Origin of the sequence: Arthrobacter sp. CJ23, assembly GCF_024741795.1 — a bacterium.
Lineage (GTDB): Bacteria > Actinomycetota > Actinomycetes > Actinomycetales > Micrococcaceae > Arthrobacter.
Genome location: NZ_CP102950.1, coordinates 1,831,022 through 1,856,759 on the forward strand (window position 1 = coordinate 1,831,022; position 25,738 = coordinate 1,856,759).

The 25,738-nt window shown below is 66.2% G+C and carries 19 protein-coding genes; 15 read left to right on the top strand and 4 right to left on the bottom strand.

Features of this window, described 5'->3' with window-relative positions; all coding sequences use genetic code 11:
• Positions 1–18: 18 nt before the first annotated feature.
• The 4 genes from NVV90_RS08090 (at position 19) to NVV90_RS08105 (ending at position 5,475) form a co-directional block, all read left to right on the top strand.
• On the top strand, positions 19–2,709 hold the full coding sequence (locus NVV90_RS08090; protein ID WP_258440661.1) for a bifunctional GNAT family N-acetyltransferase/acetate--CoA ligase family protein: 2,691 nt from the start codon (positions 19–21) through the stop codon (positions 2,707–2,709).
• Between the two features lie 69 nt (positions 2,710–2,778).
• Complete coding sequence (locus tag NVV90_RS08095) at positions 2,779–3,501, top strand: DUF5998 family protein (RefSeq protein ID WP_207617228.1); 723 nt, start codon at positions 2,779–2,781, stop codon at positions 3,499–3,501.
• Positions 3,501–4,739, top strand: a complete 1,239-nt coding sequence (locus NVV90_RS08100) for an alkaline phosphatase family protein (protein WP_396125364.1) — start codon at positions 3,501–3,503, stop codon at positions 4,737–4,739. Before NVV90_RS08095 ends, NVV90_RS08100 begins: the two co-directional genes overlap by 1 nt.
• Complete coding sequence (locus tag NVV90_RS08105) at positions 4,732–5,475, top strand: thymidine kinase (protein WP_258440662.1); 744 nt, start codon at positions 4,732–4,734, stop codon at positions 5,473–5,475. The genes NVV90_RS08100 and NVV90_RS08105 overlap by 8 nt, the downstream gene beginning before the upstream one ends.
• Positions 5,476–5,514: 39 nt before the next feature.
• Here the strand turns inward: NVV90_RS08105 and sepH are convergent, their stop codons facing one another.
• Positions 5,515–6,861: a septation protein SepH gene (gene sepH, locus NVV90_RS08110; protein WP_258440663.1), complete on the bottom strand. Its 1,347-nt coding sequence runs from the start codon at positions 6,859–6,861 to the stop codon at positions 5,515–5,517.
• A gap of 298 nt (positions 6,862–7,159) precedes the next feature.
• Between sepH and NVV90_RS08115 the strand changes: the two genes are divergently transcribed.
• A complete protein-coding gene (locus tag NVV90_RS08115) occupies positions 7,160–7,459 on the top strand; it encodes a DUF4193 domain-containing protein (protein ID WP_258440664.1) in 300 nt (99 codons plus the stop codon).
• Here the strand turns inward: NVV90_RS08115 and NVV90_RS08120 are convergent.
• Complete coding sequence (locus NVV90_RS08120) at positions 7,456–7,959, bottom strand: DUF3093 domain-containing protein (RefSeq protein WP_258440665.1); 504 nt, start codon at positions 7,957–7,959, stop codon at positions 7,456–7,458. The genes NVV90_RS08115 and NVV90_RS08120 overlap by 4 nt on opposite strands.
• A gap of 114 nt (positions 7,960–8,073) precedes the next feature.
• Here NVV90_RS08120 and dut point away from each other — a divergent pair, with 114 nt between their 5' ends.
• The 4 genes from dut (at position 8,074) to NVV90_RS08140 (ending at position 10,615) form a co-directional block, all read left to right on the top strand.
• Positions 8,074–8,568 (top strand): dUTP diphosphatase, encoded by a 495-nt coding sequence (gene dut / locus NVV90_RS08125; RefSeq protein WP_258441108.1) that lies wholly within the window; start codon positions 8,074–8,076, stop codon positions 8,566–8,568.
• 112 nt (positions 8,569–8,680) lie between these two features.
• Positions 8,681–9,445: a DUF3710 domain-containing protein gene (locus NVV90_RS08130; protein ID WP_258440666.1), complete on the top strand. Its 765-nt coding sequence runs from the start codon at positions 8,681–8,683 to the stop codon at positions 9,443–9,445.
• 16 nt (positions 9,446–9,461) lie between these two features.
• Entirely contained in the window at positions 9,462–9,809 is a 348-nt protein-coding gene (locus tag NVV90_RS08135) for a hypothetical protein (RefSeq protein ID WP_258440667.1), read from the top strand.
• Positions 9,806–10,615: a DUF3159 domain-containing protein gene (locus NVV90_RS08140; RefSeq protein WP_258440668.1), complete on the top strand. Its 810-nt coding sequence runs from the start codon at positions 9,806–9,808 to the stop codon at positions 10,613–10,615. Before NVV90_RS08135 ends, NVV90_RS08140 begins: the two co-directional genes overlap by 4 nt.
• A 30-nt stretch (positions 10,616–10,645) precedes the next feature.
• Here NVV90_RS08140 and NVV90_RS08145 read toward each other — a convergent pair whose 3' ends face one another.
• Entirely contained in the window at positions 10,646–11,383 is a 738-nt protein-coding gene (locus tag NVV90_RS08145; protein ID WP_258440669.1) for a TrkA family potassium uptake protein, read from the bottom strand.
• Positions 11,383–12,054 carry a TrkA family potassium uptake protein gene (locus NVV90_RS08150; RefSeq protein ID WP_258441109.1) on the bottom strand — a complete coding sequence of 224 codons (672 nt, stop codon included), beginning with the start codon at positions 12,052–12,054 and terminating at the stop codon, positions 11,383–11,385. Before NVV90_RS08150 ends, NVV90_RS08145 begins: the two co-directional genes overlap by 1 nt.
• 147 nt (positions 12,055–12,201) lie before the next feature.
• Between NVV90_RS08150 and NVV90_RS08155 the strand changes: the two genes are divergently transcribed.
• The 6 genes from NVV90_RS08155 to NVV90_RS08180 all read left to right on the top strand — a co-directional run bounded on the left by NVV90_RS08155 (position 12,202) and on the right by NVV90_RS08180 (position 25,404).
• Positions 12,202–14,178, top strand: a complete 1,977-nt coding sequence (locus NVV90_RS08155) for an APC family permease (RefSeq protein ID WP_258440670.1) — start codon at positions 12,202–12,204, stop codon at positions 14,176–14,178.
• Entirely contained in the window at positions 14,175–15,542 is a 1,368-nt protein-coding gene (locus tag NVV90_RS08160; protein ID WP_258440671.1) for a class I SAM-dependent RNA methyltransferase, read from the top strand. Before NVV90_RS08155 ends, NVV90_RS08160 begins: the two co-directional genes overlap by 4 nt.
• Positions 15,543–15,743: 201 nt before the next feature.
• Positions 15,744–18,557, top strand: a complete 2,814-nt coding sequence (locus NVV90_RS08165; protein WP_258440672.1) for an aconitate hydratase — start codon at positions 15,744–15,746, stop codon at positions 18,555–18,557.
• Positions 18,558–19,037: 480 nt separating this feature from the next.
• Positions 19,038–22,253, top strand: a complete 3,216-nt coding sequence (locus NVV90_RS08170; RefSeq protein ID WP_258440673.1) for an AAA family ATPase — start codon at positions 19,038–19,040, stop codon at positions 22,251–22,253.
• 266 nt (positions 22,254–22,519) lie between these two features.
• Entirely contained in the window at positions 22,520–24,247 is a 1,728-nt protein-coding gene (locus NVV90_RS08175) for a hypothetical protein (protein ID WP_258440674.1), read from the top strand.
• Positions 24,244–25,404 (top strand): hypothetical protein, encoded by a 1,161-nt coding sequence (locus tag NVV90_RS08180; RefSeq protein ID WP_258440675.1) that lies wholly within the window; start codon positions 24,244–24,246, stop codon positions 25,402–25,404. Before NVV90_RS08175 ends, NVV90_RS08180 begins: the two co-directional genes overlap by 4 nt.
• Positions 25,405–25,738: the final 334 nt, after the last annotated feature.

The window sequence follows — 25,738 nt, forward strand, 5'->3', positions numbered from 1 at the left end:
TTTGGCTAGGCTAAGCCTATGGTGGATCAGCCCGGCGTCGGCATTTATCCGGAATATTGGGAGGCCGACGTCGTCCTGCGCGACGGCGGAACGGCGCATCTGCGGCCGATCTCACCCGCGGACGCGGAGGCCCTGCAGGCCTTCCATGCCGGCCAGTCGCAGGCCTCCATCTACATGCGCTTCTTTTCCTTCAAGCCCAAGCTGAGCGGAAAGGAAGTGCGCCGCTTCACCGAGGTGGACCACGTTGACCGCGTGGCGTTCGTGATCACCATCGGCGGCGAGATCCTGGGCATCGGCCGCTACGACCGCCTCGAGGACCCCAGCGAAGCCGAGGTCGCGTTCAACATTTCCGACGCCCACCAGGGCCGCGGCATCGGCTCGATCCTCCTGGAACACCTGGCCGCAGCCGCCCGGGAAAACGGCATCCGCCGCTTCACCGCCGAGGTCCTCCCGGACAACCGCAAGATGCTGATGGTATTCGCCGACGCCGGCTACGACCTCAAGCGCCATTTCGACGACGGCGTGGTGAGCGTCGAGTTCAACGTGGACCCCACTGAAAAATCCCGGAGCGTCATGGAGTCCCGCGAGCACCGCGCCGAGGCACGCAGCGTGCGCGACCTGCTGGCGCCGTCGTCGGTGGCCGTCATCGGCGCGAGCCGCAAATGGGGGACCATCGGCTACCAGCTCCTCGAACACATCATCGAAGGCGGCTTCACCGGCCCCGTCTACGCCGTCAACCCGGAGGCCTTCGAACTGGCCGGCATGCTGTCCTTCAGCCGGATCTCCGAGGTCCCCGGACCCGTGCAGCTCGCCATCATTGCCGTGCCCTACGCGGAGGTGGCCAAGGTGGTGGACGATTGCGCCGCCGCGGGCGTCAAGGGGATCGTGGTGGCAACGGCAGGCTTTGCCGACGACGGCGAACGTGGACTCGCGAAGCAGCACGAACTCGTGCGGCGGGCCCGGGCCAACGGGATGCGTGTCATCGGGCCCGAGTCGCTCGGCATCCTGAACACCCATCCGGCGGTCGCGCTGAACGCTTCCATGGCGCCCAGCATGCCCCGGCGCGGTGTACTGGGCCTCTTCAGCCAGTCGGCGGCCATCGGCGTTTCGCTGTACGCCGCCGCGAGCCGCCGCCGCCTGGGCCTGTCCTCCTTCCTGTCCGCCGGCAACCGGGCCGACGTCTCCGGCAACGACGTCATGCAGTTCTGGGAAGACGATCCGGGCACGGCCGCCGTGGGCCTCTACCTCGAATCCATCGGCAACCCCCGCAAGTTCTCCCGGCTGGCCCGCAGGCTCTCGCGGAGCAAACCGGTGATAGTCGCCAAATCCGATGTCACCGGGCTCCGGCTGCCCCCGGGCCACGAAGTCCGGACCACCCAGGCCCCGGCCTCGGCATTGGACGCGATGCTGCGCCAGGCAGGGGTCATCCGCGTCGAAACCATCGAAGAGCTCATGGACGTGGCCCAGATCGTCTCCAGCCAGGCGCTGCCCAAGGGCCCGTCCATCGTCGTGTATTCGAACTCCGTGGCCTTCGGCAAAGTGGTGGCGGACAGTGCCGGCACGCATGGCCTGGACGTGGACCGCCTTGTCACGGGCGTGGACCTGGACGCCGGCATGTCCCTGGCGCTGCCGGCCCTCCGTGCCAGCCTGCAGGCCACGCTGGCCGACGAGGCAGTGCACGCCGTCGTCGCAGCCTTGCTGCCCGCCCGCGGGCTGACCGTGGAGGCCCTGGCCGCCGTCTTCGCCGAATGCGCCGCGGCGGCCGGCAAGCCGGTGGTGGCCGCCTTCTCGGGGATCCTGGACCCCTCCATCCTGGCCGAAGGCCTGCTCGGCGGCGACGACGGCCAGGCACCGCTTCCCTGCTACTCGAACCCGGGAACGGCCGTGGCGGCGCTCGCGGCCGTGGTCCGCTACGCCCACTGGCTGGACCGCGACCAGGGCATGTTCGTGGACCCGGAGGGCTGCGACACCGAGGGAACCCGGGAGGAGCTGGACCGGATGCTGGCCTCGGTGACCGGCGAAAAGCTCGTCAAGCTCGACGCCGGTGCTGCCGCAGGACTGCTGGCCCGCTACGGCATCGCCGTGCTTCCCTCGCTCGGTTTCGGCACGGAAGACGAGGCCGTCGATGCTGCCGGGCACCTGGGCTGGCCAGTGGTCCTGAAGACCACGGATCCGGCCCTCCGGCACCGGCTGGACCTGGGCGGGGTCCGGCTGGACATCCAGGACCCCGCATCGCTGCGGCTGAACATCGCCCAGATGCGGCGCGCGCTGGAGCCCTTCGGCTCGCCGTCGCTCGAAGTCCAGGCCATGGCCCCCGTGGGCCAGGCCTGCACCTTCCGGGCCATCGAGGACCCGCTGCTGGGACCCGTGGTGTCCTTTGGCCTGGCCGGCGACGCCGTCAACCTGCTCGATGACTGGGCGCACCGCGTCCCGCCGCTGTCCTCCGCCGACCTCCACGACTTCATCCGGGCACCCCACGCGGCCCGGAAACTGTTCGGCTACCAAGGCCTTCCAGCCGTGGACACCGCCGCCCTGGAGGACATCGCCTCGCGCCTGGCGCGGCTCAAGGACGACCACCCGGAAATCGCCTTGGTGGAGTTCAACCCGGTCCTGGCAGGCCCGTCCGGCGCGAAAATCCTGGCCGCCGAAGTGTGGATCGGAAACGCCGCACAACGCACCGACAGCGCCCGCCGGGCCATGCGCGGCTGACGCCGTGGGCCCAGCCGCAGGACGCTACGCGGTTATGAAGTCAAAGGACGATCTGTGAAAATGGGGGATATGAGCACCAAGTCCCCGACGCCTCAGTCCCGCCCTGTCAACGGGCACCACACCGCGCACAACCACAGTTCGCAGGGACAGAGCCTGGACCAGGCCCTGCAGCAGGCCGGTTTCTACCCGCGGCTCGTGGCCGACGTCGTCGAGGACGCCCTGGACGGGCGCGACTGCCTGTCCCACCTGGTCCACCTCGAGACGCACTTCGACCGTGCCGAGGTCCGCCGCCACATCACCGTCCTGGTGCTCACCGAGGACATGCTGGTGATCACCCACGTGGACGACCAGCAGCTGGACGAGGCGGGTGAGCAGACCGTGGCCCAGATCTCCACGGAATCCGTTCCCGTGGCCCAGATCCGCTCCGTGGTCCTGAGCTACATGTACTCCCAGCCGCAGGACTACAAGCCCTCGGACCCCGTGCGCGAGCTCACCGTGTCCATCGCGTGGTCCGGCGGTCAGCGCCTGGACATGGGCCCGGCGAGCTGCGGGGACCCCCAGTGCGAAGCCGACCACGGCTACAGCGGGACCATCGCCCAGGAAGACATCGTCCTGCGCATCAGTGCCGAAGCGGACGGGCTGCAGGCAGTCCAGGACGCCAAGGTCTTCGCCCGGGCACTGCGTGCCGTCAACACCGGCACGGCTGCCCCCGCCCAGCACGCCACCCTCCCCGCGCCGCGGCCACGCTCCGGAGTCTTCGGCAACAGGCTCAGCCGCGGGCACCAGCGCTGATGGGGCCCGTGCAGGGTCAGGCGCAGGTGACCGTCGAAATGCCCGCCACGGCGCCGGCAGCGTCTGAGCTGCCTGCTCCGCCGCTTTACGGCAGCAAGTCCATCGCGGAAGTCTTCACCAGTGCGGCCGCAAGCCTGGGCCTGCCCGGCTTCGGCAATGCCCTGAACCTGCCGACAAGCCAGCGCGTGTGCGTGGTGCTCGCGGACGGACTCGGACGCGGCCTGCTCAAGCAGAAGGCCTCCCACACGCCGTTTCTGCGCTCCATGGTCGCCGCGGGCCAGGGCGCGGTGCCCGTCTGGCTGGACTCGGCCTTTCCCAGCACCACCGCGGCCTCGCTGGCCAGCCTGGGCACGGGGCGCACCGCAGGTGAGCACGGCATGGTGGGCTACGACGTCCTGGACCCGGCCCAGGACAAGGTGGTCAACCTCCTGGGCAACTGGGACGCCGGCGTCGATCCGCAGCAGTGGCAGCCCCACCCCACCGTGTTCGAGCGCATCGCCGCCGAGATCGACGTCGTGACCATCAGCCTGCCCCAGTTCGGCAACTCGCCCATGACCCAGGCCGCCCTGCGCGGCAGCCGCTTTATCGGCGGGACCTCCCTGCACGCGCGCACCGCCGCAGCCGCCGAGGCCATGTCCGGCGGCGGCCGTTCCCTCATGTACTTCTACGCCAATGAACTCGACAAGGCCGGGCACCGCTACGGCTGCCAGTCGGAGCGCTGGGAGCACCAGCTGGAGGAGCTCGACTCCACGGTCAAACGGCTCTCCGCCAGCCTCCCGGCCGGCACCATCATCCTGCTGACCGGCGACCACGGCATGCTCGACGTCCCCGAGTCCCAGCGCCTCGACTACTCGGCCGAACCGGCGCTCATTGACGGCGTCCGGCACACCGCCGGCGAGCCGCGCATGGTCCACCTGTACATGGAGCCCGACGCCGGAGCCTCCCGCCGTGACGCCCTGCTGGACGCCTGGCGGGGCCGCTTCGGCGAGCGGATCTGGGCGTTCACCCGCGAGCAGGCCATCGACGCCGGCCTGTTCGGCACCGTGGCGGCCGGCGTGGCACCGCGCATCGGCGATGTCATGATCGCCGCCCGGGACACCCTGGCCCTCTATGACACCCGCCGCGTCCGCCCCACGGCCATGGAAGTCGTGGGCCAGCACGGCTCCCTCACCAAGGCCGAACGCGAAGTGCCGCTGCTCTGCTTCCCGGCCGGAGGCAAGAAGGGCCGGCGTGGCTGAGCTCATCTTCTTCTCCGGGACCATGGACTGCGGCAAGTCGACGCTGGCCCTGCAGATGGACCACAACCACCGTGCCCGCGGCCGGGGCGGCGTCCGCTTCAGCTGCAACGACCGCGCCGGTGAAGCCACCATCTCCAGCCGGCTCGGCCTGCAGACCGACGCCGTGGAGGTCACCGAAGCCACCGACTTCTGGGACGAGGTGGTCCGCCGCCGCACCACCGGCCTGCGCGTGGACTACCTGATCTGCGACGAAGCCCAGTTCTACTCACCCCTCCAGGTGGAGCAGCTGGCCCGCGTGGTGGACGAGATGGACGTGGACGTCTTCGCGTTCGGGATCACCGCGGACTTCAGGACGGCGCTCTTCCCCGGCTCCCAGCGGCTGATCGAGCTCGCAGACCGGGTCCAGGTCCTCCAGGTGGAGGCGCTGTGCTGGTGCGGACGCCGGGCCACGCACAACGCCCGGACCGTGGACGGCATCATGGTAATGGAAGGCGCCCAGGTGGTGGTGGGGGACGTCGCCATGGATGAGGGCAGGGACAGCGCCGGCCACGAAACCGCGGGCACCAAGACCGTGGGATATGAAACACTGTGCCGGCGGCACTACATGCGCCGCGTGACCGCCCACGGAGCAGACCTCATGGCCAGCAAGGACCAGTTGCTGCCGTTCGACGTGGACGCCTGCCTCTGGCACGGGGCCGGGACACACGCCACCGGGACACACGAGCAGAAGGCTTAGCAGCCGTTCGGCCGTAGCCTGGCCGTGGCAGCCGGGGCTTCAGTCCCCGCGTGCCCCGAAGACGATTTCATCCCAGCTGGGGATGCTGGACCGCTTGGGCCGGGAAGGCTGCCGCTCCGCCGGGGCAGCATCGCCCGGCTCCGCATCCGCCTTGGGGCGCAAGGCACCGCCCAGAAGCTCGTCCAAGCCCACACGCTGGACGCCGTCCGGCGTCGCAGGCGTTTCGGCGCCGGAGTCTTCCACCACGGCCCCGTCGGGATCGGCCGGGGCTTGCTGGGCTGATCCGCCGCCCATCCGGTCAAGCAGCCCGGTCGCGGGCCGCACGGGACCGGCGATGACCGTGATTTCGCGGGTATCGGTGCTGACGCCGTCGTGAAGCCGGAGGGCGTTGTCTTCCGGGGAATCCTCAAGCCGCGGAGCCAGCGTCAACCGCGAAAGAATCGATGGGCGGCCGTCCTTGCGGCGTTCCGCCGCATCAGCCTCCGAGGCGGCCGGCGCGGCATCGGCGTCGTCTGCTTCCTCGACGTCGTCGACGGCACGGGGATGGGCCGCCGGGACACCGGTGCTCAGCAGCGCGGCGAGGGCGTCGTCGCCGTCCTCATCCATGCCCAGGCGCTGTCCGCGGCGCGAACGCAGCATGTCCAGGAGGCTGTCGGATTCCTTGCTCCCCGTGGCCGCACGGGCCGCGGATTCGGCGTCGGTCTCAAAATCAAAGGGGCGGTCGGAGACCGCGGCCAGGCGGCGGGCCGGAACCAGGCCATCCAGCGGCTCGAGTTCACTGAGCTGCTGCGCCCAGCGGTTGGCGTTCTGCAACGATTTGCGCGAGGGGCTGAAGGTCCACATCGCGGGGGGCTCTTCTCCGATGCTGTCCGGTGCGCCCAGGACGGTTTCAAAGCGTGCGACGACGGTCCAGGAACCATCCGCGCGGCGCCACGAGTCCCACTCGACCGTGGAGGAGTCGATGCCGTGGGCCGTCAGGCGGTGCGCCACCATTTCGCCCAGGGTGGCAGCGGCATCGCCGAACGTGTTGCGGTAGGCATCATGGCCGGGGGCGGGGGAAGCAACTTCGACCTTGCGCGCCTGCAGGGCAACGTATTCACGCTCGGCCAGCACAGGACCTTCGTAGCGCTGCACATTGGCCAGCGGCAGCCCGGACAGTTCGGCGACTTCCGCGGCCGTGGCCCCGGACCTGATCCGCGACTGGATGTCCCGGGGGGACATGGCAATGGGGGTGATGGAGGCGCGGGCCGCCACCTGGGCGGGGGTCCGGCTCGCTGCGGCGCGCAGCGCCTCATCGATCGGGAGCTGGAACATTTCACCGCCGGTGCCGCTCAAGAGGAGATGACCGCCGTCGTCGTGGACGCCTACGAGCCGTAGATCCTGCATAACACCCTCCACCATGGCATAACTGACATTCGAAACTCTGCCATCCGCCGGGACCATTTCCTACTAGGACAAAGGGCGTGCCGCGATATTCCGCGAAAAGCGGCCGGGGGACGCCCGGCCAAGGGCCGCAGACACGCCGTCCAAGGCTATGGACTTTCGGGTTTCAGGAGAGCACAATGTGGCCGATATCGGGCACAAATCCGGGGCTTCCGGCGTTACACCGATACACCGGCAAGCGGACGGAAGCCCGGTCCCGCCGGCTTTCGATCCTGAGTGAAGCGGAGGACAAGGAAGCACCATGGCCACGGACTACGATGCGCCTCGGAAAACCGAGGAAGACGCCAGCGAAGACTCCATCGAGGAACTCAAGACCCGTCAGGCCGGCAAGCAATCGTCCAGCGTCGACGTCGATGAAGCAGAGCTGGCGGACGGCTTTGAGCTGCCCGGCGCGGACCTGTCCGGCGAGGAGCTCCTGATACGGGTCCTGCCGCCCCAGGCCGACGAATTCACCTGCTTCAATTGCTTCCTGGTCAAGCACCGCTCACAGATCGCCCGGGAAAAGGACGGTCACCTCTACTGCAAGGAATGTGAAAGCTAGGACTTCGCGGGCGAAGTCAGGGCGGCGACGAGCTCTTCCGGCCGCCGCGAGGATGCAAGCCAGTAGGGGGTGCGGTCAGAGGGGTCGGTGATCTCGATCTTGACCACTGCGTCGATCCAGCCGCGGAAGCACATGAAGGCTAGCCCGTTGAGGCGGGGTCCCCGTTCGGCGGTGGCTTCTTCCTTGCGGAAGGCCTCGACGGATCCGACGAAGCGGCGCTCGATTGTGGCGCGGCCCACCCGCAGGGTGTCCGGGGTGACCGAGATGGTGGGCGTGGACACCACCAGCATGGTGGCCATGATCGCGAACAGGACCGCTGCCGCCGTGAGGCCCACCCCGAAGCTGATGGGCGAGAACATCAGGATGCCGGCCCCGGACAGGCCCATCACCACAACCCAGATCCAGGCCGAGGGCCAGAGTTTCTCGGTGTACAGCACCGTGGATGCGCTGGAGGGGTCGTTCCGGGCAGGGACGGGTGCGGCGGAGTCAGGCGTAGGCATGGTCCCAGCTTATCGGGACGGGCCATGGCCCCGCGCCCGCCGCCTGCGCCGCCCCTTCGCGGGCCCGCGCGCGGCCACGTAGAATGAATGACTGTGAGCAACGAGACCGCAGTGATGAACACCGACGCCGAAACCAGCGCAGCCTACGGCGCGCCCACCCTTGACGTGCAGCTGAAAATGCTCGACGCCGGGCTGGAAGCGCCGTCGTACGCGCACCCCGGCGACGCGGGGGCCGACCTCCGCACCCGCGAGGATGTGGTGCTGGCTCCGGGAGAGCGCAAGCTCGTCCCCACCGGCGTTTCCATCGCACTGCCCGACGGCTTTGTGGCACTCATCCACCCGCGTTCGGGCCTTGCCACCAAGCACGGACTCACAGTTGTCAACGCCCCCGGAACGGTCGATGCCGGCTACCGGGGCGAAATCGCCGTCACGCTGCTGAACACGGACCAGAACCAGGCGATCGAACTCAAGCGCGGCGATAGAATTGCCCAGATGGTGATCCAGCGCGTCGAGTACGCGCGTTTCGTCGCCGTCGACGAGCTGTCCGACTCCGTCCGGGGAACCGGCGGATTCGGCTCCACCGGGGGATTCGCCACGCCCGTGGCGTAGCAACGCGGGAGGACCTCAGGCGGCAGGCAGCCGCCGGGGCCCCGCAGTATTCCCGTTGTCCGCCCTGCGTGCGGTTTACTGGGGGACAGACCACTACTAAGGAGACAATCCGATGCTTTTTGGGCGCGGCAAGAAGTCCAAGGCCGAACGGCCGGAATCCGCTGCTGCTGACGCCGCAGAAGCGGACATTGCGGTAGCAGACACGCCCGGATCCGCTGATGGGGCTGCCAGCGTAGGCGCGGCCAAGGGCGACTTCCGGATCGTCAAGGGGCCGCTGGACATCACGGAGATTGACAGCCAGGACGGCTACGTCGATCTCGGAGCACTGTTGATCGCGCCGGCCGAGGGCCTGCAGTTGCGCCTCGAGATCGAGGAGGCCACCCAGCGGGTTGTCGCCGTCACCCTGGACCTGGGGGCCTCGAGCCTGCAGCTCCAGGCCTTCGCAGCCCCCCGTTCAGAGGGCCTGTGGGAGGAGATCCGCGAACAGATCGGCCAGTCCGTGGCGAGCCAGGGCGGTGAGGTCGAGGAAGTCACCGGCACCTTCGGGCCGGAACTCGTGGCCAAGCTCCCGGCAGAAGCTGCCGACGGAAGCCGCGGCTACCGTGCCGCCCGCTTCATGGGCGTGGACGGTCCGCGCTGGTTCCTCCGCGGCGTGCTCGGCGGCGAGGCCGCCCTGGAACGCGACGCAGCGGCCGGGCTCGAAGAGCTCTTCCGCCGTGTGGTGGTGGTCCGCGGCGACAACCCCATGCCGCCGCGCGAGCTTCTGCAGCTTCGCCTGCCCAAGGATGCGGCAGCGCCGGCCCAGCACGGCGCAGCGCAGGACGGCCCCGCACTGGAACAACCCGAACGCGGGCCGGAGATCACCCAGATTGGCTGACCAGCCTCTTCCAAGCATGCCCGAGGGACGAAACAAGGCTCCCGGGCTGCGCATCAGCGGGCTCCCCGCCAGGGGCAGGGCCGGCTGCACGGGATTCGTCGAGTCCGTCACCTACCAGCCCGCCAGCGAGCAGCCCTTCTTCTCGGCCATCGTGGTGGACTCTCATGAGCACGGTACCGCCGGCGGCCGTCCAGGCGCTGCCTCCGCGGCCCGGCTGCTGGTCATCTGGCTGGGCCGCCGGCGCGTCCCCGGCATCGAGGCCGGAGTCGAAGTCCGACTCGACGGCATGGTGACCGCCCGGGACGGGCTGCCGGCCATGTTCAATCCCCGCTACGAAATTCTTTCCCGCCAGGAGCACCTATGACCGTCGCCAACGGATCCGATCCGCACGAAACGCCGACGCCGGAGGCGGCCACGCCTGAGGGCGCCGGCGCCGCAGGCGGAGACACCGCCGGCACCCAGGGCGCTGGCCAGTACGGTACTGGTACTGGCCCACAGGGTCCCACGGTCGCGGAACTCGCCGCAGGATACGCCGAAAAGGCGGGCGTCCACCGCAACAGCGCAGGCCATGTGGACATGCTGAAGACGGCCGGGGGCATCCAGGGGATCGCGGAGAGCATCCTGCCTGGTCTGGTCTTCCTCATTGCCTTCACCATCACACGGGACCTGACTCCTGCACTGGTCGCCGCCCTGGCAGCGGCTGCCGTCTTCACCGTGGCGCGGCTGGTGCAGCGGCGCCCCCTGACGCAGGCACTCGCCGGGATCGTCGGCGTCGGGATCTCCGCCTGGCTCGCCAATACCACCGGAAAGGCCGAGGACTTCTATGTCCTGGGCTTCTTCACCAACGTCGCCTATATCGCCGGCATGGTGCTCTCGATCGTCCTGAAGTGGCCCGTCGCGGGACTCCTGTTCGGCTTTGTCCGCAACGAGGGACTCGAGTGGCGCAAGGATCCCGAGAGGCTGCGCGTCTACCGGCTCGGAACCTGGGTGGTGGTTGCCGTGCTGGCACTGCGGCTCGTGGTCCAGGTCCCCCTGTACTTCATGGGTGAGCCCGGCCTGGCCGCGCTGGCAACGACGCGGCTGCTCATGGGCGCACCGCTGTATATCCTGGGCCTTTGGGTGGCCTGGCTGCTGACCAAGCCCGCGGTCCAGGCCAAGACCGCGGACTAGCCGGGCCCGCGGATCAGCCGGGCCGGCGGATCAGCCGTCGAAGCCGTCGTCCTCCGCAGCCTGGTCGGCGGTTTCCCCATCATTGCCGCGGGGGCCCTGGCCGGCCATTGACGCGGGGGACAGCAGGGCCCTGAGCCCGTCCTCGGCCGCGATGGTGGTCACAAAGAACAGTTCGTCGCCGCCGTCGAGCACGTCGTCCCGGCTGGGCGTGATCGGCGCGTGGTCGCGCAGGATGGCCACCAGCGTCGCGTCTTCGGGCCAGTCGATGGCCCCGACGGTGCTGCCGATGACGTGGGAATCGTGCGGCACGGTGAATTCCACGATCGACGCCACGCCTGTCTGGAGGGTCAGCAGGCGGACGATGTCGCCGATCTCCACGGCCTCCTCCACCAGGGCCGTCATCAGCTGCGGTGTGTTGACCGCAACGTCGACGCCCCAGGAATCGTTGAACATCCAGTCGTTCTTGGGGTTGTTCACGCGGCCCACGGTGCGGCCCACGCCGAATTCGGTCTTGGCGAGCAGGGACACCACCAGGTTGACCTTGTCGTCGCCGGTAGCAGACACCACGACGTCGGCGTCCTCAAGTTTCGCGTCCTGCAAGGTGCTCAGTTCGCAGGCGTCGCCCACCAGCCAGCGCGCCCCGCGCAGGCCGCTGCGGCCGATGACCTCGGGCTTGAGGTCGATCAGCAGGATCTGGTGGTTGTGGGCCAGAAGCTCCCGTGCAATGGACGAGCCGACGCTGCCTGCGCCAACGATGACAACTTTCACTAAGACTCCTTGGCAGGTGCTTTGGCGAGGATGCGTGCGATCTCGGAGGTCCGGTCAAGGGCCACCATGGCATGGACCGTGTCGCCCTCCTGATAGGCCATCCCCGGCTCCGGGAGGGTGCCCTCGCCGAAGCGGGTGAGGAAGGCGATGCGGATGCCGGCGGCGGCTTCGATGGCGGAGAGGGAATGCCCGATCCAGCCTTCGTTGACGTCCACTTCGGCCAGGACCAGCCGGCCCGAGGGCTCGCGGTAGTCGCCGGCCAGGTGCTGCTCCGGAAGGATCCGGCGGAGGACCTGGTCGGCGCTCCAACGCACGGCGGCCACGGTGGGGATGCCCAGCCGCTGGTAGATCTCGGCCCGGCCGGGGTCGTAGATGCGGGCCACCACGTGCGCAACGTGGAAGGTTTCGCGTGCCACACGGGTGGCAAGAATATTGGAATTGTCGCCGCTGGAAACGGCGGCGAAGGCGTAGGCCTCTTCGACGCCGGCCTGCTTGAGCGTGTCGCGGTCGAATCCGACGCCGGTCACCTTGCGCCCGGTGAAGCTGTTCCGCAGGCGGCGGAAGGCCCGCTCATCCTGGTCGATGATGGCCACCGAATGCCCGGCGTCCTCCAGGGTGTGCGCCAAAGTCGCGCCGACCCTGCCGCAACCCATGATCACGAAGTGAGCCACCATGTCTCCTTAAACTCTCTGTCCATGCCGCCTGCTAGAGACTTTACCGGTGGCGGGCGGCAGAAACGGCACCCTGCCGAACGGCAGCTCCCGGAAGACGCCGGCGGCCGTCATGACATCGCCCGGGATTCAGAGTAGCTTTGCGGGGTGTTGACAATTCTGAATGCCGTGAAGCGGATCTTGGTGGGCCGGCCGTTCCGTAACGACCGACTGGCCCACACACTCCTGCCCAAGCGCATCGCCTTGCCGATTTTCGCGTCGGACGCCCTGTCCTCCGTGGCCTACGCCCCTGATGAAATCCTCCTGACGCTGGCCCTGGCCGGCATCAGTGCGGTGGCGTTCTCGCCGCTGGTGGGCCTTGCCGTCATGGTGGTGTTGCTCACGGTGGTGGCGTCCTACCGGCAGAACGTGCACGCGTATCCTTCCGGCGGCGGCGACTACGAGATCGCCAACGTGAACCTGGGCAAGTACGCGGGGCTGACCGTGGCTTCCGCGCTTTTGGTGGACTACGTCCTCACCGTTGCGGTATCCATGTCCTCAGCCGCGACGTACCTGACCACGGCAGTGCCGGCACTGCACGGCCAGCAGGCGCTCATCGCCACCATCGGCGTCATCATCCTGGCCCTGGTCAACCTGCGCGGCATCAAGGAAGCGGGCTCCGTGTTCGCGGTCCCCACCTACATCTTCATGGCATCCATCCTGGGCATGACCCTTGTGGGCGTCATCCAGGCCATCACCGGCCAACTGGGGGAGGCTCCCTCGGCGCAGTTCACCATCGTGCCCGAGGAAGGCTTTGACGAAGGCCTGGTTGGCCTTGCCGGCGCGTTCCTGCTGCTCCGGGCTTTCTCCTCCGGCGCCGCCGCGCTGACCGGCATCGAGGCCATCAGCAACGGCGTCCCCAACTTCAAGAAGCCCAAGAGCAAGAACGCGGCCACAACGCTGCTCCTGCTCGGCGTCATCGCCTCGTCCATGCTGGCGGGCATCATCTATCTGGCGAACGCCACCAAGGTCCACATCGTGCTGGATCCGGCGACGGAATTCCTGCTGAACGGCCTGCCGCTGCCAGAGGATTACATCCAGAGCCCGGCCATCAGCCAGATCGCCCAGACCATCTTCGGCCCGGGATCCATCCCCTTCTACATCGTGGTCGCTGCCACGGGCACCATCCTGGTGTTCGCTTCCAACACGGCGTTCAACGGATTCCCCGTCCTCGGCTCCATCCTGGCCCAGGACGGCTACCTCCCGCGCCAGCTGCGCACCCGCGGTGACCGGCTGGCCTTCAGCAACGGCGTCCTTGCGCTGGCAGCCGGGGCCCTGGTACTGATCCTTGCCTTCAACGCCGACGTGACCAAGCTGATCCAGCTCTACATTGTGGGTGTCTTCATCTCGTTCACCATCAGCCAGCTCGGCATGGTCCGGCACTGGGGCCGCGAACTGAAGCTCGCACGCGACAAGTCCACGCGCCGCAGGATGGTCAAGTCGCGCACCATCAACATGATCGGCTTCGGCATGACCGCCCTTGTGCTCCTGATCGTGCTCATCACCAAGTTCGAACAGGGAGCCTGGATCGCGCTGCTCGCCATGTTCGTGCTCTTCCTCATCATGTGGAGCATCCGCGCCCACTACGACAACGTGGCCAAGGAACTGGCCGTGGACGAGGACGCGTCCCCGCGCGCCCTGCCCAGCCGCGTCCACGCAGTCATCCTGGTGTCGCACGTGCGCAAGCCCGTGCTGCGCGCCCTGGCCTATGCCCGGGCTTCCCGGCCGTCCAGGCTCGACGCCATCACGGTGGACATCAACACAGAGGAGACCGAGCACACCGTCCGGGACTGGGAAAAGCTGGACATCCCCGTGCCCCTGACCGTGCTCGCCAGCCCCTACCGCGAGACCGTCACCCCCATCATGGAGTACGTCAAGAACATGCGCCGGGACTCGCCCCGGGACCTGATCGTCGTCTACATCCCCGAATACGTGGTCGGCAAATGGTGGGAGCAGCTCGTCCACAACCAGACCGCACTCAGAATCAAGACAAGACTTCACTTCGAATCCGGAGTCATGGTGGCAAGCGTCCCGTGGCAGTTGAAGTCGTCCGAAGAAGCAAAGGCACTGCAGGATATCCAATGACCTCCCACACACATGAGCACACCGAACACCACGGAGGCCAAGGCACGCCGGGCACCGAACTGGTGGTCGACGTCGGCGCCATCGCCCACGGCGGCCATTTCGTCGCACGCCACGAAGGCCGCGTCATCTTTGTCCGCCATGGCATCCCGGGCGAGAAGGTCCGCATCCGGCTGACCGACTCCGGCGAGGCCTCGCGCTTCTGGCGCGGGGACGTCGTCGAGGTCCTGGAGGCTTCGGAAGACCGCGTCCGGCATTTCTGGAAGCAGGCCGACTCGCTCGCCGCCTGGAAGCAGGGCGGCCCGCCCGTGGGCGGCGCCGAACTGGGCCACATCTCGCTGCCGCGGCAGCGTGCCCTGAAGGCCGAGGTGCTGGACGAACAGCTCAAGCGCCTTGCCGGCGTCGAGCTCCCGACCGAGGTCGAAGCCGTGGGGGACACCCCCGACGGCGCCGGGCTGGGCTGGCGGACCCGCGCCAGCTTTGCCGTCACGGATAAAGGCAAGCTCGGCATGCACGCCCACCGCTCCGACGTCGTTGTTCCCGTCCGGGAGATGCCGCTCGCCGCGGCCGGCATCAACGAGCTGAAGCTGTGGGACATCGAGCTGCAGGGCATCGCCCGTGTCGAGGTCGCGGCCCCGTCCAACGGATCCCGGCCGCTGGTGCTGCTGGCCCCGGAAGAGGGCACCACGCCCAAGCGCCTCCATTCGATCCTGTCGCAGCTGCCGCAGGACGTCTCCGTGGCCTCCTTCGACCCTGCCAAGGGGGAGGTGCTGCAATTGCGCGGCCGCACCTGGGTGCAGGAATCGGCGGCAGGCCACGAATACCGCGTCACCGGCGAAGGATTCTGGCAGATCCACCGGGACGCGCCGGACACCCTGGTCAACGCCGTCACGGCTTTCCTGCACGACGGCGGATACCTTGAGCCCGGTGCTGCCGTGGCCGATCTGTACGCCGGGGCAGGATTGTTCACCGCACCCCTGGCCGACGCCGTGGGAGTCACCGGATCGGTGCTGTCCGTGGAAGGCGCGCCGGGCACCAGCCGGGACGCACGCAAGAACCTGCACGGCCAGCCCCAGGTGGAAATCGTCCAGGGCCGCGTGGAGCGCGTCCTGCACCAGCGCAGCCGCAGCTTCGACTCCGTGCTCCTGGACCCGCCCCGGGCCGGTGCCGGAAAGGCCGTCGTCAACCAGTTGATGGCCTCCGGGCCCCGCGCCATCGCCTATGTGTCATGTGATCCCGCTTCCTTTGCGCGTGATCTGGGTTACTTTCAGCGGGGCGGCTGGCGCCTCGAGGCCCTGCGGGGCTTCGACCTCTACCCGAACACGCACCACCTGGAGACTGTCGCGCTGCTCGTTCCCGCCGCGTAACTCCGCCACCGCCAGCCCGGGACCTGTCCCCGGGCTGGCGGTGACCAAAGCCAATTCCTGCCACTACGATGGGCGTATCAGTCCCGTGTCGTGATTCGGGATCATCACCAAAGACGTGCCGCAAGGTTTAGTAAGGCGTGCCTAACTGGATAGCGGCCAAACGCGCGACAAAGATGAAACTGTTGCGAGAGGAGTCCTGCCATGAGCACTGTGGACAGCTTCGGTTCCAAAGGCGTACTTAATGTAGCCGGCACCGATTATGAAATTTTCCGGTTGAACTCCGTAGAAGGCGCAGACAGCCTTCCGTTCAGCCTCAAGGTATTGCTTGAGAACCTCCTGCGGACCGAGGACGGCGCCAATATTACGGCCGACCACGTCCGCGCCCTGGCCGGCTGGGACCCCACCGCCGAGCCCGACACCGAAATCCAGTTCACCCCGGCCCGCGTCATCATGCAGGACTTCACCGGCGTTCCCTGCGTCGTCGACCTGGCCACCATGCGTGAAGCCGTCAAGGACCTCGGCGGCGATCCCAAGCGCGTCAACCCGCTGGCCCCGGCCGAGATGGTCATCGACCACTCCGTCCAGATCGATGCCTTCGGCAACTCCGGCGCGCTGGAGCGCAACATGGAGATCGAATACCAGCGCAACGGCGAGCGCTACCAGTTCCTGCGCTGGGGCCAGACGGCCTTCGATGACTTCAAGGTTGTTCCCCCGGGAACCGGCATCGTCCACCAGGTCAACATCGAATACCTGGCACGCACCGTCATGACCCGCGAGATCGACGGCGTTCTCCGGGCCTACCCGGACACCTGCGTCGGCACCGACTCCCACACCACCATGGTCAACGGCCTGGGCATCCTGGGCTGGGGCGTCGGCGGCATCGAAGCCGAGGCCGCCATGCTCGGCCAGCCGGTCTCCATGCTCATCCCGCGCGTCGTCGGCTTCAAGCTCACCGGGTCCATCCCGGCCGGTGCCACCGCCACCGACGTCGTGCTGACCATCACCGAACAGCTGCGCAAGCACGGTGTCGTGGGCAAGTTCGTCGAGTTCTACGGCGAGGGCGTCGCGGCTGTGCCGCTGGCAAACCGCGCCACCATCGGCAACATGAGCCCGGAATTCGGTTCCACGGCCGCCATGTTCCCGATCGACGACGTCACCCTGGACTACCTGCGCCTCACCGGCCGCTCCGAGGCAAACGTTGCCCTCGTCGAGGCCTACACGAAGGAACAGGGCCTCTGGCACGACCCGTCCCGCGAGCTGCGCTTCTCCGAGTTCCTCGAACTGGACCTGTCCACGGTTGTTCCCTCCATCTCCGGCCCGAAGCGTCCCCAGGACCGCATCATCCTCTCGGAGTCCAAGGACCAGTTCCGTCAGGACCTGCGCAACTACGTGAAGGAAGAGCTGACCGACGGCAGCCTCGACGAGGCCATCGACGAGAGCTTCCCTGCCTCGGACTCGCCGTCGTTCACCGACCCCGCGAGCCACGTGGCAGACGTTGCCCCGCACCCGCACGGCCCCAAGTCCGACGGACGCCCATCGAACAAGGTTCTGGTCACGACAGCCGACGGCCGCGAATTCGAGCTGGACCACGGTGCGGTGTCGATCGCCTCGATCACCTCCTGCACCAACACCTCCAACCCCTCGGTCATGCTGGCAGCAGCCCTGCTCGCCCGCAACGCCGTCAACAAGGGCCTGGCCGCCAAGCCGTGGGTCAAGACCTCTGTTGCACCGGGCTCGAAGGTCGTCACCGACTACTACGAGAAGTCCGGCCTCACCCCGTACCTGGAGAAGCTCGGCTTCTACATCGTCGGCTACGGCTGCGCCACCTGCATCGGCAACTCCGGCCCGCTGGAGCCGGAGATCTCCGAGGCAATCCAGGCCAACGACCTCTCCGTGACGGCTGTCCTCTCGGGCAACCGCAACTTCGAAGGCCGCATCAACCCGGACGTCAAGATGAACTACCTGGCTTCCCCGCCGCTGGTCATCGCCTACGCCCTGGCCGGCACCATGGACTTCGACTTCGACACCGATGCCCTGGGCACCGACTCCGAAGGCAACGAAGTCTTCCTGAAGGACATCTGGCCGAACCCCACCGAAGTCCAGGAAGTCATTGACTCCTCGATCGACGAGGCCATGTTCGCCAAGGGCTACGAAGGCGTCTTCGACGGCGACGAGCGCTGGAAGGCACTCGACACCCCCGCCGGCGACACCTTCGCCTGGGCCGAGGACTCCACCTACGTCCGGAAGCCCCCGTACTTCGAGGGCATGAAGGCGCAGCCGGACCCCGTCAGCAACATCGAGGGCGCCCGCGTCCTGCTGAAGCTCGGCGACTCCGTCACCACCGACCACATCTCCCCGGCCGGTTCCTTCAAGTCGGACACCCCCGCCGGCCAGTACCTGCTGGCCAACGGTGTGGAGCGCAAGGACTTCAACTCCTACGGCTCGCGCCGTGGCAACCACGAAGTCATGATCCGCGGCACCTTCGCGAACATCCGCATCAAGAACCAGCTGCTGGACGGCGTCGAGGGTGGCTTCACCCGCGACTTCAGCCAGGCGGATGCACCGCAGGCCTACGTCTACGACGCCGCCCAGAACTACCAGGCGGCCGGCATCCCGCTGGTGGTCCTGGCAGGCAAGGAATACGGCTCCGGCTCGTCCCGTGACTGGGCAGCCAAGGGCACCGCGCTCCTGGGCGTCAAGGCCGTCGTGGCCGAGAGCTACGAGCGCATCCACCGCTCCAACCTCATCGGCATGGGCGTCCTTCCGCTGCAGTACCCGGCCGGCGAGTCCGCCGCAACGCTGGGCCTGAGCGGCACGGAAACGTTCGCCGTCGAGGGCGTCACCGAGCTGAACAACGGCACCACGCCGAAGACGCTCAAGGTCACCGCAACGGCCGAGGACGGCACTGCCAAGTCCTTCGACGCCGTCCTGCGCATCGACACCCCGGGTGAAGCAGACTACTACCGCAACGGTGGCATCCTGCAGTACGTGCTTCGGCAAATTAGCGGTTCCTGAGCTGATCGGCTCGGATACGGGAGGATCTGGTCGCTGACTCGCTGTCACCGGCGGTCACTCTAGAGTCTCGCACAAGTGCCCCGTCAGGCTTCGGCCTGTCGGGGCACTGGTGCCTTGTCGGTCCGTCTCCGTCGTGTGTTGCCGGAGTACGTGGCGTCTGATGGTCGCGTCTACGGGTGCCACCGCAGAGGCGGCCGGCGTGCCTGCAACGGAGTAACCTTGATGAAGCGTGCCCGAGGGGGTGTCGGCCATCTACATATGCTGGTAGAAGCTGTGCCGTGTGGACGCCGAGGACTGGGCGAGAATCCGAAGACCGGAGCCACGCTTGTGGGACAAGTGCTATGGCGAGAAGCAGCTATTCGCCCGAGCCGGACACCGACGCCCTTTCATCTTGGCAATCGGTGCGTGCTAGCATCACCCGCAACAAGACGCACCCGGGAGCGAATCAACGGGCGGAAGTGGAGAGGCAGATACAACGCGATGAGTCTCGGGCCCACGCACCACGGCTACTTCTACCAAGATCTAATCACCGCAGTCGCCCTGGTCGATCTCCTCCTAGGCACTGCGGAAACCATCACGGTTGACACGAAGGGGTTCGAGACAGATCGGTTCGATGATGTCAACATCACCTACGCGGACAAGACCCGAGTCCGTCTGCAAATCAAACATACGACCTCCGATCGTCGGCTCTCGAAAGAGACGTTCTCCCAAGACGGCCGAAACCTGAAGCTCAACAAGGTCCTCGACTCCCTCCTCAAGGACCTAGCCACGTCCCCAGCGACCACTTACCGAATCGTCGTCCGAGACCAAGAACCCGACGACTCCCTCGCAGTCGTCTTGGTGCCAGTTGACCCGTCCGTCCGACCGGCCGACCCGCTCCCCGGCATCACAACGGCGAAGTACCGGTTCGACCCCGCCGCGCTGCGCGCCAACCGGCCCTGGGCCGACCTGGTCAAGCATCTCAGCGACGACGACCTGCGTAGCGCTTGCAACAGTCTGATCGTTGACGCGGGTGCACCGTCGTCAACCATCAGCTTCGCCGACCCTGGACCTGCCGAACGTTCCCTCCTCCGACGTGTCCGAGAAGAGCTTGGAGCAGGACGCACCCCCAACACTGACGTCACCCCCGAGTTCGCGGCACACGCACTCGTTCAAGCAGCAACGTCTGCTCGCGTAGTCGATACCGGAGTCGTGCGACGCGACCTCATCGAACCTCGACTCGGGCTGCGCGTTGACTTCGGAGCCGTCGCCGCAGGACACCCCATCGAACCTGAAGTCGCCGTTGCTCGCGTCGGAGCAGCGACAGAGGTCAGCAAACACATCGACAGCACAGTGACGGGTGGCGGACGAGTCGTCGTCGTAGGCGAGCCAGGCGTCGGGAAATCATGGCTGTGCGAAGAGCTTACAGATCGGTACCGGGACAACGCCTGGACAGTCGCGCGCCACCACTGCTGGCTCGGCTCAAGCGACGACCACATGCAGGAACGAGTCCTCACCGAAGTCGTCATCGGCAGTCTCCTCGACCAGCTCGGACAAGCAGTCCCTGAAGCAACCAAGGACCTCCGCCCCAAATTCGCGACGAGCACCGAAGCGCTCGAATCGGCACTCGAGAACTGCCGCGAAACTCACCCTGACAAACCAGTCCTCCTGGTCGTCGACGGCGTCGACCACGTCGACAGAGTCGTCGGACGCAGCACCAACCAGCAGAAAGACCCGTCACGTCTCCTGGTTGAGGAGCTCGCAGCCCTCAACCTTCCCGCCGGCGTCTGTCTACTCGTCGCAAGCCAGCCCGGACCTCACCTCGAGCCAGTGGCTCCCGCATCCGAACCCTTCCAAATGCCGCCGATGTCCCGAGACGAGATCAAGGCGCTTACCGCCAAGCACGGCCTGCTCGAATCACCTGACGGCGCCGGACCCGTCGGTTCGTCTGACGAGGACACCATCGTCACGTTGGTCCACGAACGTTCCAACGGGAACGCGCTCTACGCGACCTACCTGTGCCGGCTCGCACTTGGCGCGTCACCTCTCGACGATACCCCGGCGCCACTCACTGTCAGCGAACTCATCTATCGTCTTGAACTGGTCCCCGACACGGCTAAAACGGTCGAGGAGTACTACGACTACCTGCGCGACGCGATGACCCTTGACCAACGATTCGCCACAGACACGCTCGCGCTGTGCGACTTCTCGCTCACGCCCGACGAACTGGCAGAGCTTCTCGGCTCACCCTTAAAGGCCTTCGTTCTCCCGGCACTCCAGACGCTTGCTCCGGTCCTGAACACTCAGCCTGGCCTGGGTGGACTCCGCCTCCACCACGAGAGCTTCTCGCGGCACATCCTCCGCACCATTGACCACGAGGCCGCAACCTCCATTCGCCAGAGCATCGCGAAGTGGCTCGAAGGCCGCGGATTCCTCACCGACTCCCGAGCCTTCCGTCACCTCCCCGACCTACTCGCCAACCTAGGCGAGTACGACCAGCTCAAGGCCTTGGTCGGTCCAAGCTTCGTGGCAGACGCAATGCGGCAGTTCCACTCCCCGGAAGCGCTGCAACGAGCCCTCTGCGTCATCTCACGCGAAGCTCAATCGCGTCTGGACTGGGCAACCCTCGTCAAATGCGTAGAAGTCCGAAAGGCTATAGACACGTACGAGAACGACGCTCTCACGGAAACGCTTACCGAATATGCCGACGTCATCGTGAATATCCTCGGTGCCGAGACTGTCGCAGAACGCCTTATTTACAACGGGCGCACAACGTTCCCCCCGAGATGGGGCCTCCTTATCAGCGACGCTGTTGACCGGGCCGGCGCTGCTGCACCGTGGAAGGCGTACATCGAAGGGTGGGAAGCGCAACGCAAGGCCGATCGGACCAGCTACTCCTCCGACAGCGACGGAACATTACATCTGGCCGCCCAACGCGGAGCCCTTCGACTCCGCACCCAACGACAAGACGTCGACCCGTCTCTCATTCCAAAAATCGCCGAGCACCTAGAGGGCGAGCACGACGCATCCTTGGCCGATCTTGTAGAGACGTTCACGGCCGCACTGCCGGCGGATTACATGCCCCAGGTCGCAGCAGCGATGAACGACCCGGCCAACGCCGCCGAGACCTACTTGGCCCTCGCCGACCTCGCCGCAAATGGAACCATCGGGCTCCCCAACCCTCACGATCTAGCGCGCCAAGGGTGGGAACTGGACCCGACACTGGACACTATCGGGTACCTCTTCCACGGTATCGCACCACAGGATGTACTTGCGGGACTTGGAATCGCGGATCTCAAGGCTGAACTACTTGCCGCCACGGATGTCATTCTTAAAGCGAGGACTGCCGACGAACCGGCAGTCAGAAGGTGGAACGCTCTCCTCACACTCGCGCAGGCCATCGACCCGGCCCTGGTGCTCAAGGCCGGCGCAAAGTTGTCCGGCGTCGGGTTCTACCGGGCATGGCTCCGCTACACAGTCAAAACTTTGGGAATCGCAGACGATGTCCGCAGCGGCGCCTCAACACCCGAAGCCGCGTCGACCGCAGTGGTCGTCGCACTCGCTGACCTCGTCGCCGAGGCCAAGCCCTTCACCGGCAAGCCGCGAGCATGCGACCTGTACTTCATCCATCCTCTCATCCACCAGGTGATCGAGAATTCCCTCACCGTCGTGCGGGAAAAAGATCTTGACACGTCCTCGACCACCTCATCGCCATAGGCGATGGCACCACTACGACCACCAATCTCGGTCTCGGCGAGAACGGCCCGCTGACCACCAACGATCTACTCTCAGTCCTCGGACGGGTCTCCCACCACGTCGGAATCGGCGCCATCCACGCCCTCCTTGCCGTCATCCGTAAACGTCGCAACGATGACCACACGGGATACAGCCAACAGGCTGCATTTGAACTTGAGACCGCCCGCATCTGCATAGCAGCAGGCGCTAGCGACGAGGCCCGCGAATGCTGGAACCGGGCAGCTGACTTGCTCGCAAGCTACGGCGGCCATAAAGACCCGACGCTCTCCGAGATCGTCGCAAGCATCGAAGACATCGAAGACCCTAAGGAAGCACGAGCCCGACTGGCCAAACTGGTCGACCTGGTCTATCTCGTACGGCAGCACACCGACGGCCGCGATACATCGCATTACGTCACTCAATGGTGGGAGATTGCCGCATCTGTCGATCCGATCGCTGCAGCCCGCGACGCCGCCGACCTGTATCTAGACACCATCGGATTCGAAGACGCCCGAGCAGAAGCAGCGCAAACACACCTGCTGCAGAACCACAGCGCGACAGCAGACCCTGCCACCCTCGCCGCACTGCGGCTCACCACAAGCATTGCCTGGCGATCACCAATGGTCGACCTGAAAATTCTCAGCCGCCTTGCAACCGAGCGTGGGGCTAGCCAACCGGTCGACACGATGCTCAGCGTCCTCGCCAACAACATCGCCGCATCGTACGACAACCAGCCGATGCAATACTCGAGCAACCAGTCCAAAGAAGTTGTGGACCAAGCACTCGTCCAAGTTGTGACGAATCTAGGTGGCCCCGAATTTGACCCCCGGGCAGCGCGCCCAGACCGAGAAAACCAAAGCTCGTTCCTCCGGACGGAAAAGGGGCCAGACGCCCACGCGCTCCTCAAGCGCCTCATTGCAGCTCAACGTCCCGAGGCGCCCCAAGGACGCGCAGGCGCCATCAGCATCGCACACGCAATCGACAAAGAGCGCTACCAAGATGAGCCCGCCACCTGGGACATCAACGCAGCCATCATCGCTATTGGTTTCCGCATTCTCGAAACGACACTCTCCGAGGGGCACCACGCCGGAATCGCACTCATCGACGACGTTGCCCGCGAAATCTCCACTTTCTCTCGAAACGACATCTTCGCCAGCCTAGGACAGGGTCTTGCCGTCTATGCTGACGGTGATCCCGGGGTCGCCAAAGTCGCCAGTTACTGCCTGGTCACCGCGTATCAGCGCATCCGAGGCGGAGGAGGCTGGCGACAGTTCGCCGGTCGGGAACGCCGGGCACTATGGGAACAAGCCCATAAGCTTGCCCCCGGCACCGCCGAGCGCGCTCTCGCCGCAGCGGTTACCAGCCGTGTCGCCGCCGCGTCGTACGGCTCATATGGAAGCAGCCAAGGCCTCATCACAGCATTCGCCGCGCAGCCCACAAGCAGCCTCGGAGGTACCGCCGCCAACTGCTGGGACGCGGCCTTCGACGTCATCAGTAACCGCCTACCCGGGACTGCCGAAACAGGAACGCACGTCTATCACCCGACGCCAGTGCCCGACTCGGCCGACGACCTCGACGTTGCTGTCGCAACATTGGCGCTCGCGACAATCTGCCAGGCCGCACGGGAACAGATACGACTCGCACTGGTGGCTACCGAGTTCCTCCTCACCGTCCGGCCGAAGGCCGCCCAAAGCGCACTCTCATACATATTCCGCAAAGACCTGGACGCAGGTCGTAGCACCTGGCTACTCGAAACTGTGCGCGTGAACGTACCATCGGGTGAGCTCGGAGACGACCTCGCCACGGAAATTACCCGACTCGCGTCTAGCGACCACCTGTCCGTCCGAGCACTAGCAGGCCAGATTCTCGCAACCCACAAGCGCCCCGTTCCGGAACCGCCGGCCACCGCGCCGTCACTGTGCGTCATTAGCGCGTTCCACAGCCTCGTCCGTGAGCACGAGGAAGAAGCAGAATGACCCGGAACACGTCCCGAGGGCAGGTCGAAGGGCTGGTCCGCTTCTACCTAAACGATCGCCTCGCCGACGCCAACGAACCCCCAGGCGTGCGCGAAGCCGTGATCCAAAATCTGGTCGACCGAATCGATATCGTCAAACAGCGCTCCGGAGAACAGATCGGCCAGCTCCGCTCGCCATCGTCGCAACGCATCCCCGACGCCTACTTCAACGATGAAGAAGAAACAGAGAACGCCATCCAACTGGCAGCAGCTGGAATGAGAGCAGCACATGCACGCGCAGGCTTCCTGACAGCCGATGCACGGAGGTTTGAAGCCAGGTACGCGTTCTCGCTTGCCCCTTCAGCCAGATGGGCGCTTCTCGAAGAATCGTCCCGCGTTCCTCGTCCGGAAACTCGCCATCATCTTCTGGCGCGGTCCCTGACGCCCATTCCGTGGCAGGACAACGAGGCCGACTGGCCGCCGCCGACCGCGGTCGAACTCGAGGGAACACGCCGCCTCACAGGACAAGATGCATGGCCTATCCGTGTCGCAGAGAGTCCATATAATGATTGGGTTCAAATTGGCATGTTCGAAAGGCAGGCCACATTGGACAGCACCTACCCCAAACAGCCCAGCCGACAACTATTCATCACAACCGGGCTCGAGGTAACAGGCGCGTCCATTTCGATCGATTCGCTGCCTGTCGGAACTAACCCACCAAATATCTGGCTGGCCCCGTACGACCACCTACTCCCGGGTGTTGATCAAGCTTCAGCCGCAGAAACGCTGGAGGATCTGCAAGGACCGTTGACCATGATTGCCAACTACCGGGGTCAGCGGAGCGCACCTCACGGCGGCCGCGGCGTTGGACTTCACCCGTTCAGTCTTGTGCCTCGACTCGAACTCGTGGCGTTTCTCAACCTGCGCCCGGAGTCTCCGACAGTTCGCCAATGTCTCATTGACGACCAAGGGCCAGCTCTGGTGGGACGCAACTGGCGCGGATTTCTGATCCACGACGGCAGCTATACGCCTCTTGAACCTGCGGTCCACGGCGCGGACCTCATAGTTCGCCCGGATCTGTACGAACGCCTCGAAGACACACTCGACAAGAACCGCATCCAGTCTGGCATCACAGTGCGGCACGTCGAGGGTGAAGGCAATGACATGGAATACGACTGAGCTGCTGCCGACGGCAAAGCGGCAGCAACTGGGTACATCATTCGAATCAATGGGATAGCCCGGCGGTCATGAATCGGTGATGCATGGATCATGCAGGAAACTCGCGCAATCACTGGCTGTCAATGCCGATCGGCGTGGCATGCAAGTGGCTCTCCATTGAACACCCAGTGCCCGCTCTGGCTGGCAGGGTAACCCGCCGTCCTACGCTTGAAGGCCGCCCTTTGGAACCCCTGATTTCTCCGTGACTGTATCGCTGCGGGCGTTGATCATCCTCGCTCCGACCTTCCGCTCCTTGGCCACAAGGGCACGGCGCTGGGGCACCTCGAGGTGGCGC

Excerpts from the sequence above, each read along its gene's own strand:
- NVV90_RS08090 (WP_258440661.1), top strand. The coding sequence starts at position 19 with ATGGTGGATCAGCCCGGCGTCGGCATTTATCCGGAATATTGGGAGGCC.
- NVV90_RS08095 (WP_207617228.1), top strand. The coding sequence starts at position 2,779 with ATGAGCACCAAGTCCCCGACGCCTCAGTCCCGCCCTGTCAACGGGCAC.
- NVV90_RS08100 (WP_396125364.1), top strand. The coding sequence starts at position 3,501 with ATGGGGCCCGTGCAGGGTCAGGCGCAGGTGACCGTCGAAATGCCCGCC.
- sepH (WP_258440663.1), bottom strand. The coding sequence starts at position 6,861 with ATGCAGGATCTACGGCTCGTAGGCGTCCACGACGACGGCGGTCATCTC.
- NVV90_RS08115 (WP_258440664.1), top strand. The coding sequence starts at position 7,160 with ATGGCCACGGACTACGATGCGCCTCGGAAAACCGAGGAAGACGCCAGC.
- NVV90_RS08120 (WP_258440665.1), bottom strand. The coding sequence starts at position 7,959 with ATGCCTACGCCTGACTCCGCCGCACCCGTCCCTGCCCGGAACGACCCC.
- dut (WP_258441108.1), top strand. The coding sequence starts at position 8,074 with ATGAACACCGACGCCGAAACCAGCGCAGCCTACGGCGCGCCCACCCTT.
- NVV90_RS08130 (WP_258440666.1), top strand. The coding sequence starts at position 8,681 with ATGCTTTTTGGGCGCGGCAAGAAGTCCAAGGCCGAACGGCCGGAATCC.
- NVV90_RS08135 (WP_258440667.1), top strand. The coding sequence starts at position 9,462 with ATGCCCGAGGGACGAAACAAGGCTCCCGGGCTGCGCATCAGCGGGCTC.
- NVV90_RS08140 (WP_258440668.1), top strand. The coding sequence starts at position 9,806 with ATGACCGTCGCCAACGGATCCGATCCGCACGAAACGCCGACGCCGGAG.
- NVV90_RS08160 (WP_258440671.1), top strand. The coding sequence starts at position 14,175 with ATGACCTCCCACACACATGAGCACACCGAACACCACGGAGGCCAAGGC.
- NVV90_RS08165 (WP_258440672.1), top strand. The coding sequence starts at position 15,744 with ATGAGCACTGTGGACAGCTTCGGTTCCAAAGGCGTACTTAATGTAGCC.
- NVV90_RS08170 (WP_258440673.1), top strand. The coding sequence starts at position 19,038 with ATGAGTCTCGGGCCCACGCACCACGGCTACTTCTACCAAGATCTAATC.
- NVV90_RS08180 (WP_258440675.1), top strand. The coding sequence starts at position 24,244 with ATGACCCGGAACACGTCCCGAGGGCAGGTCGAAGGGCTGGTCCGCTTC.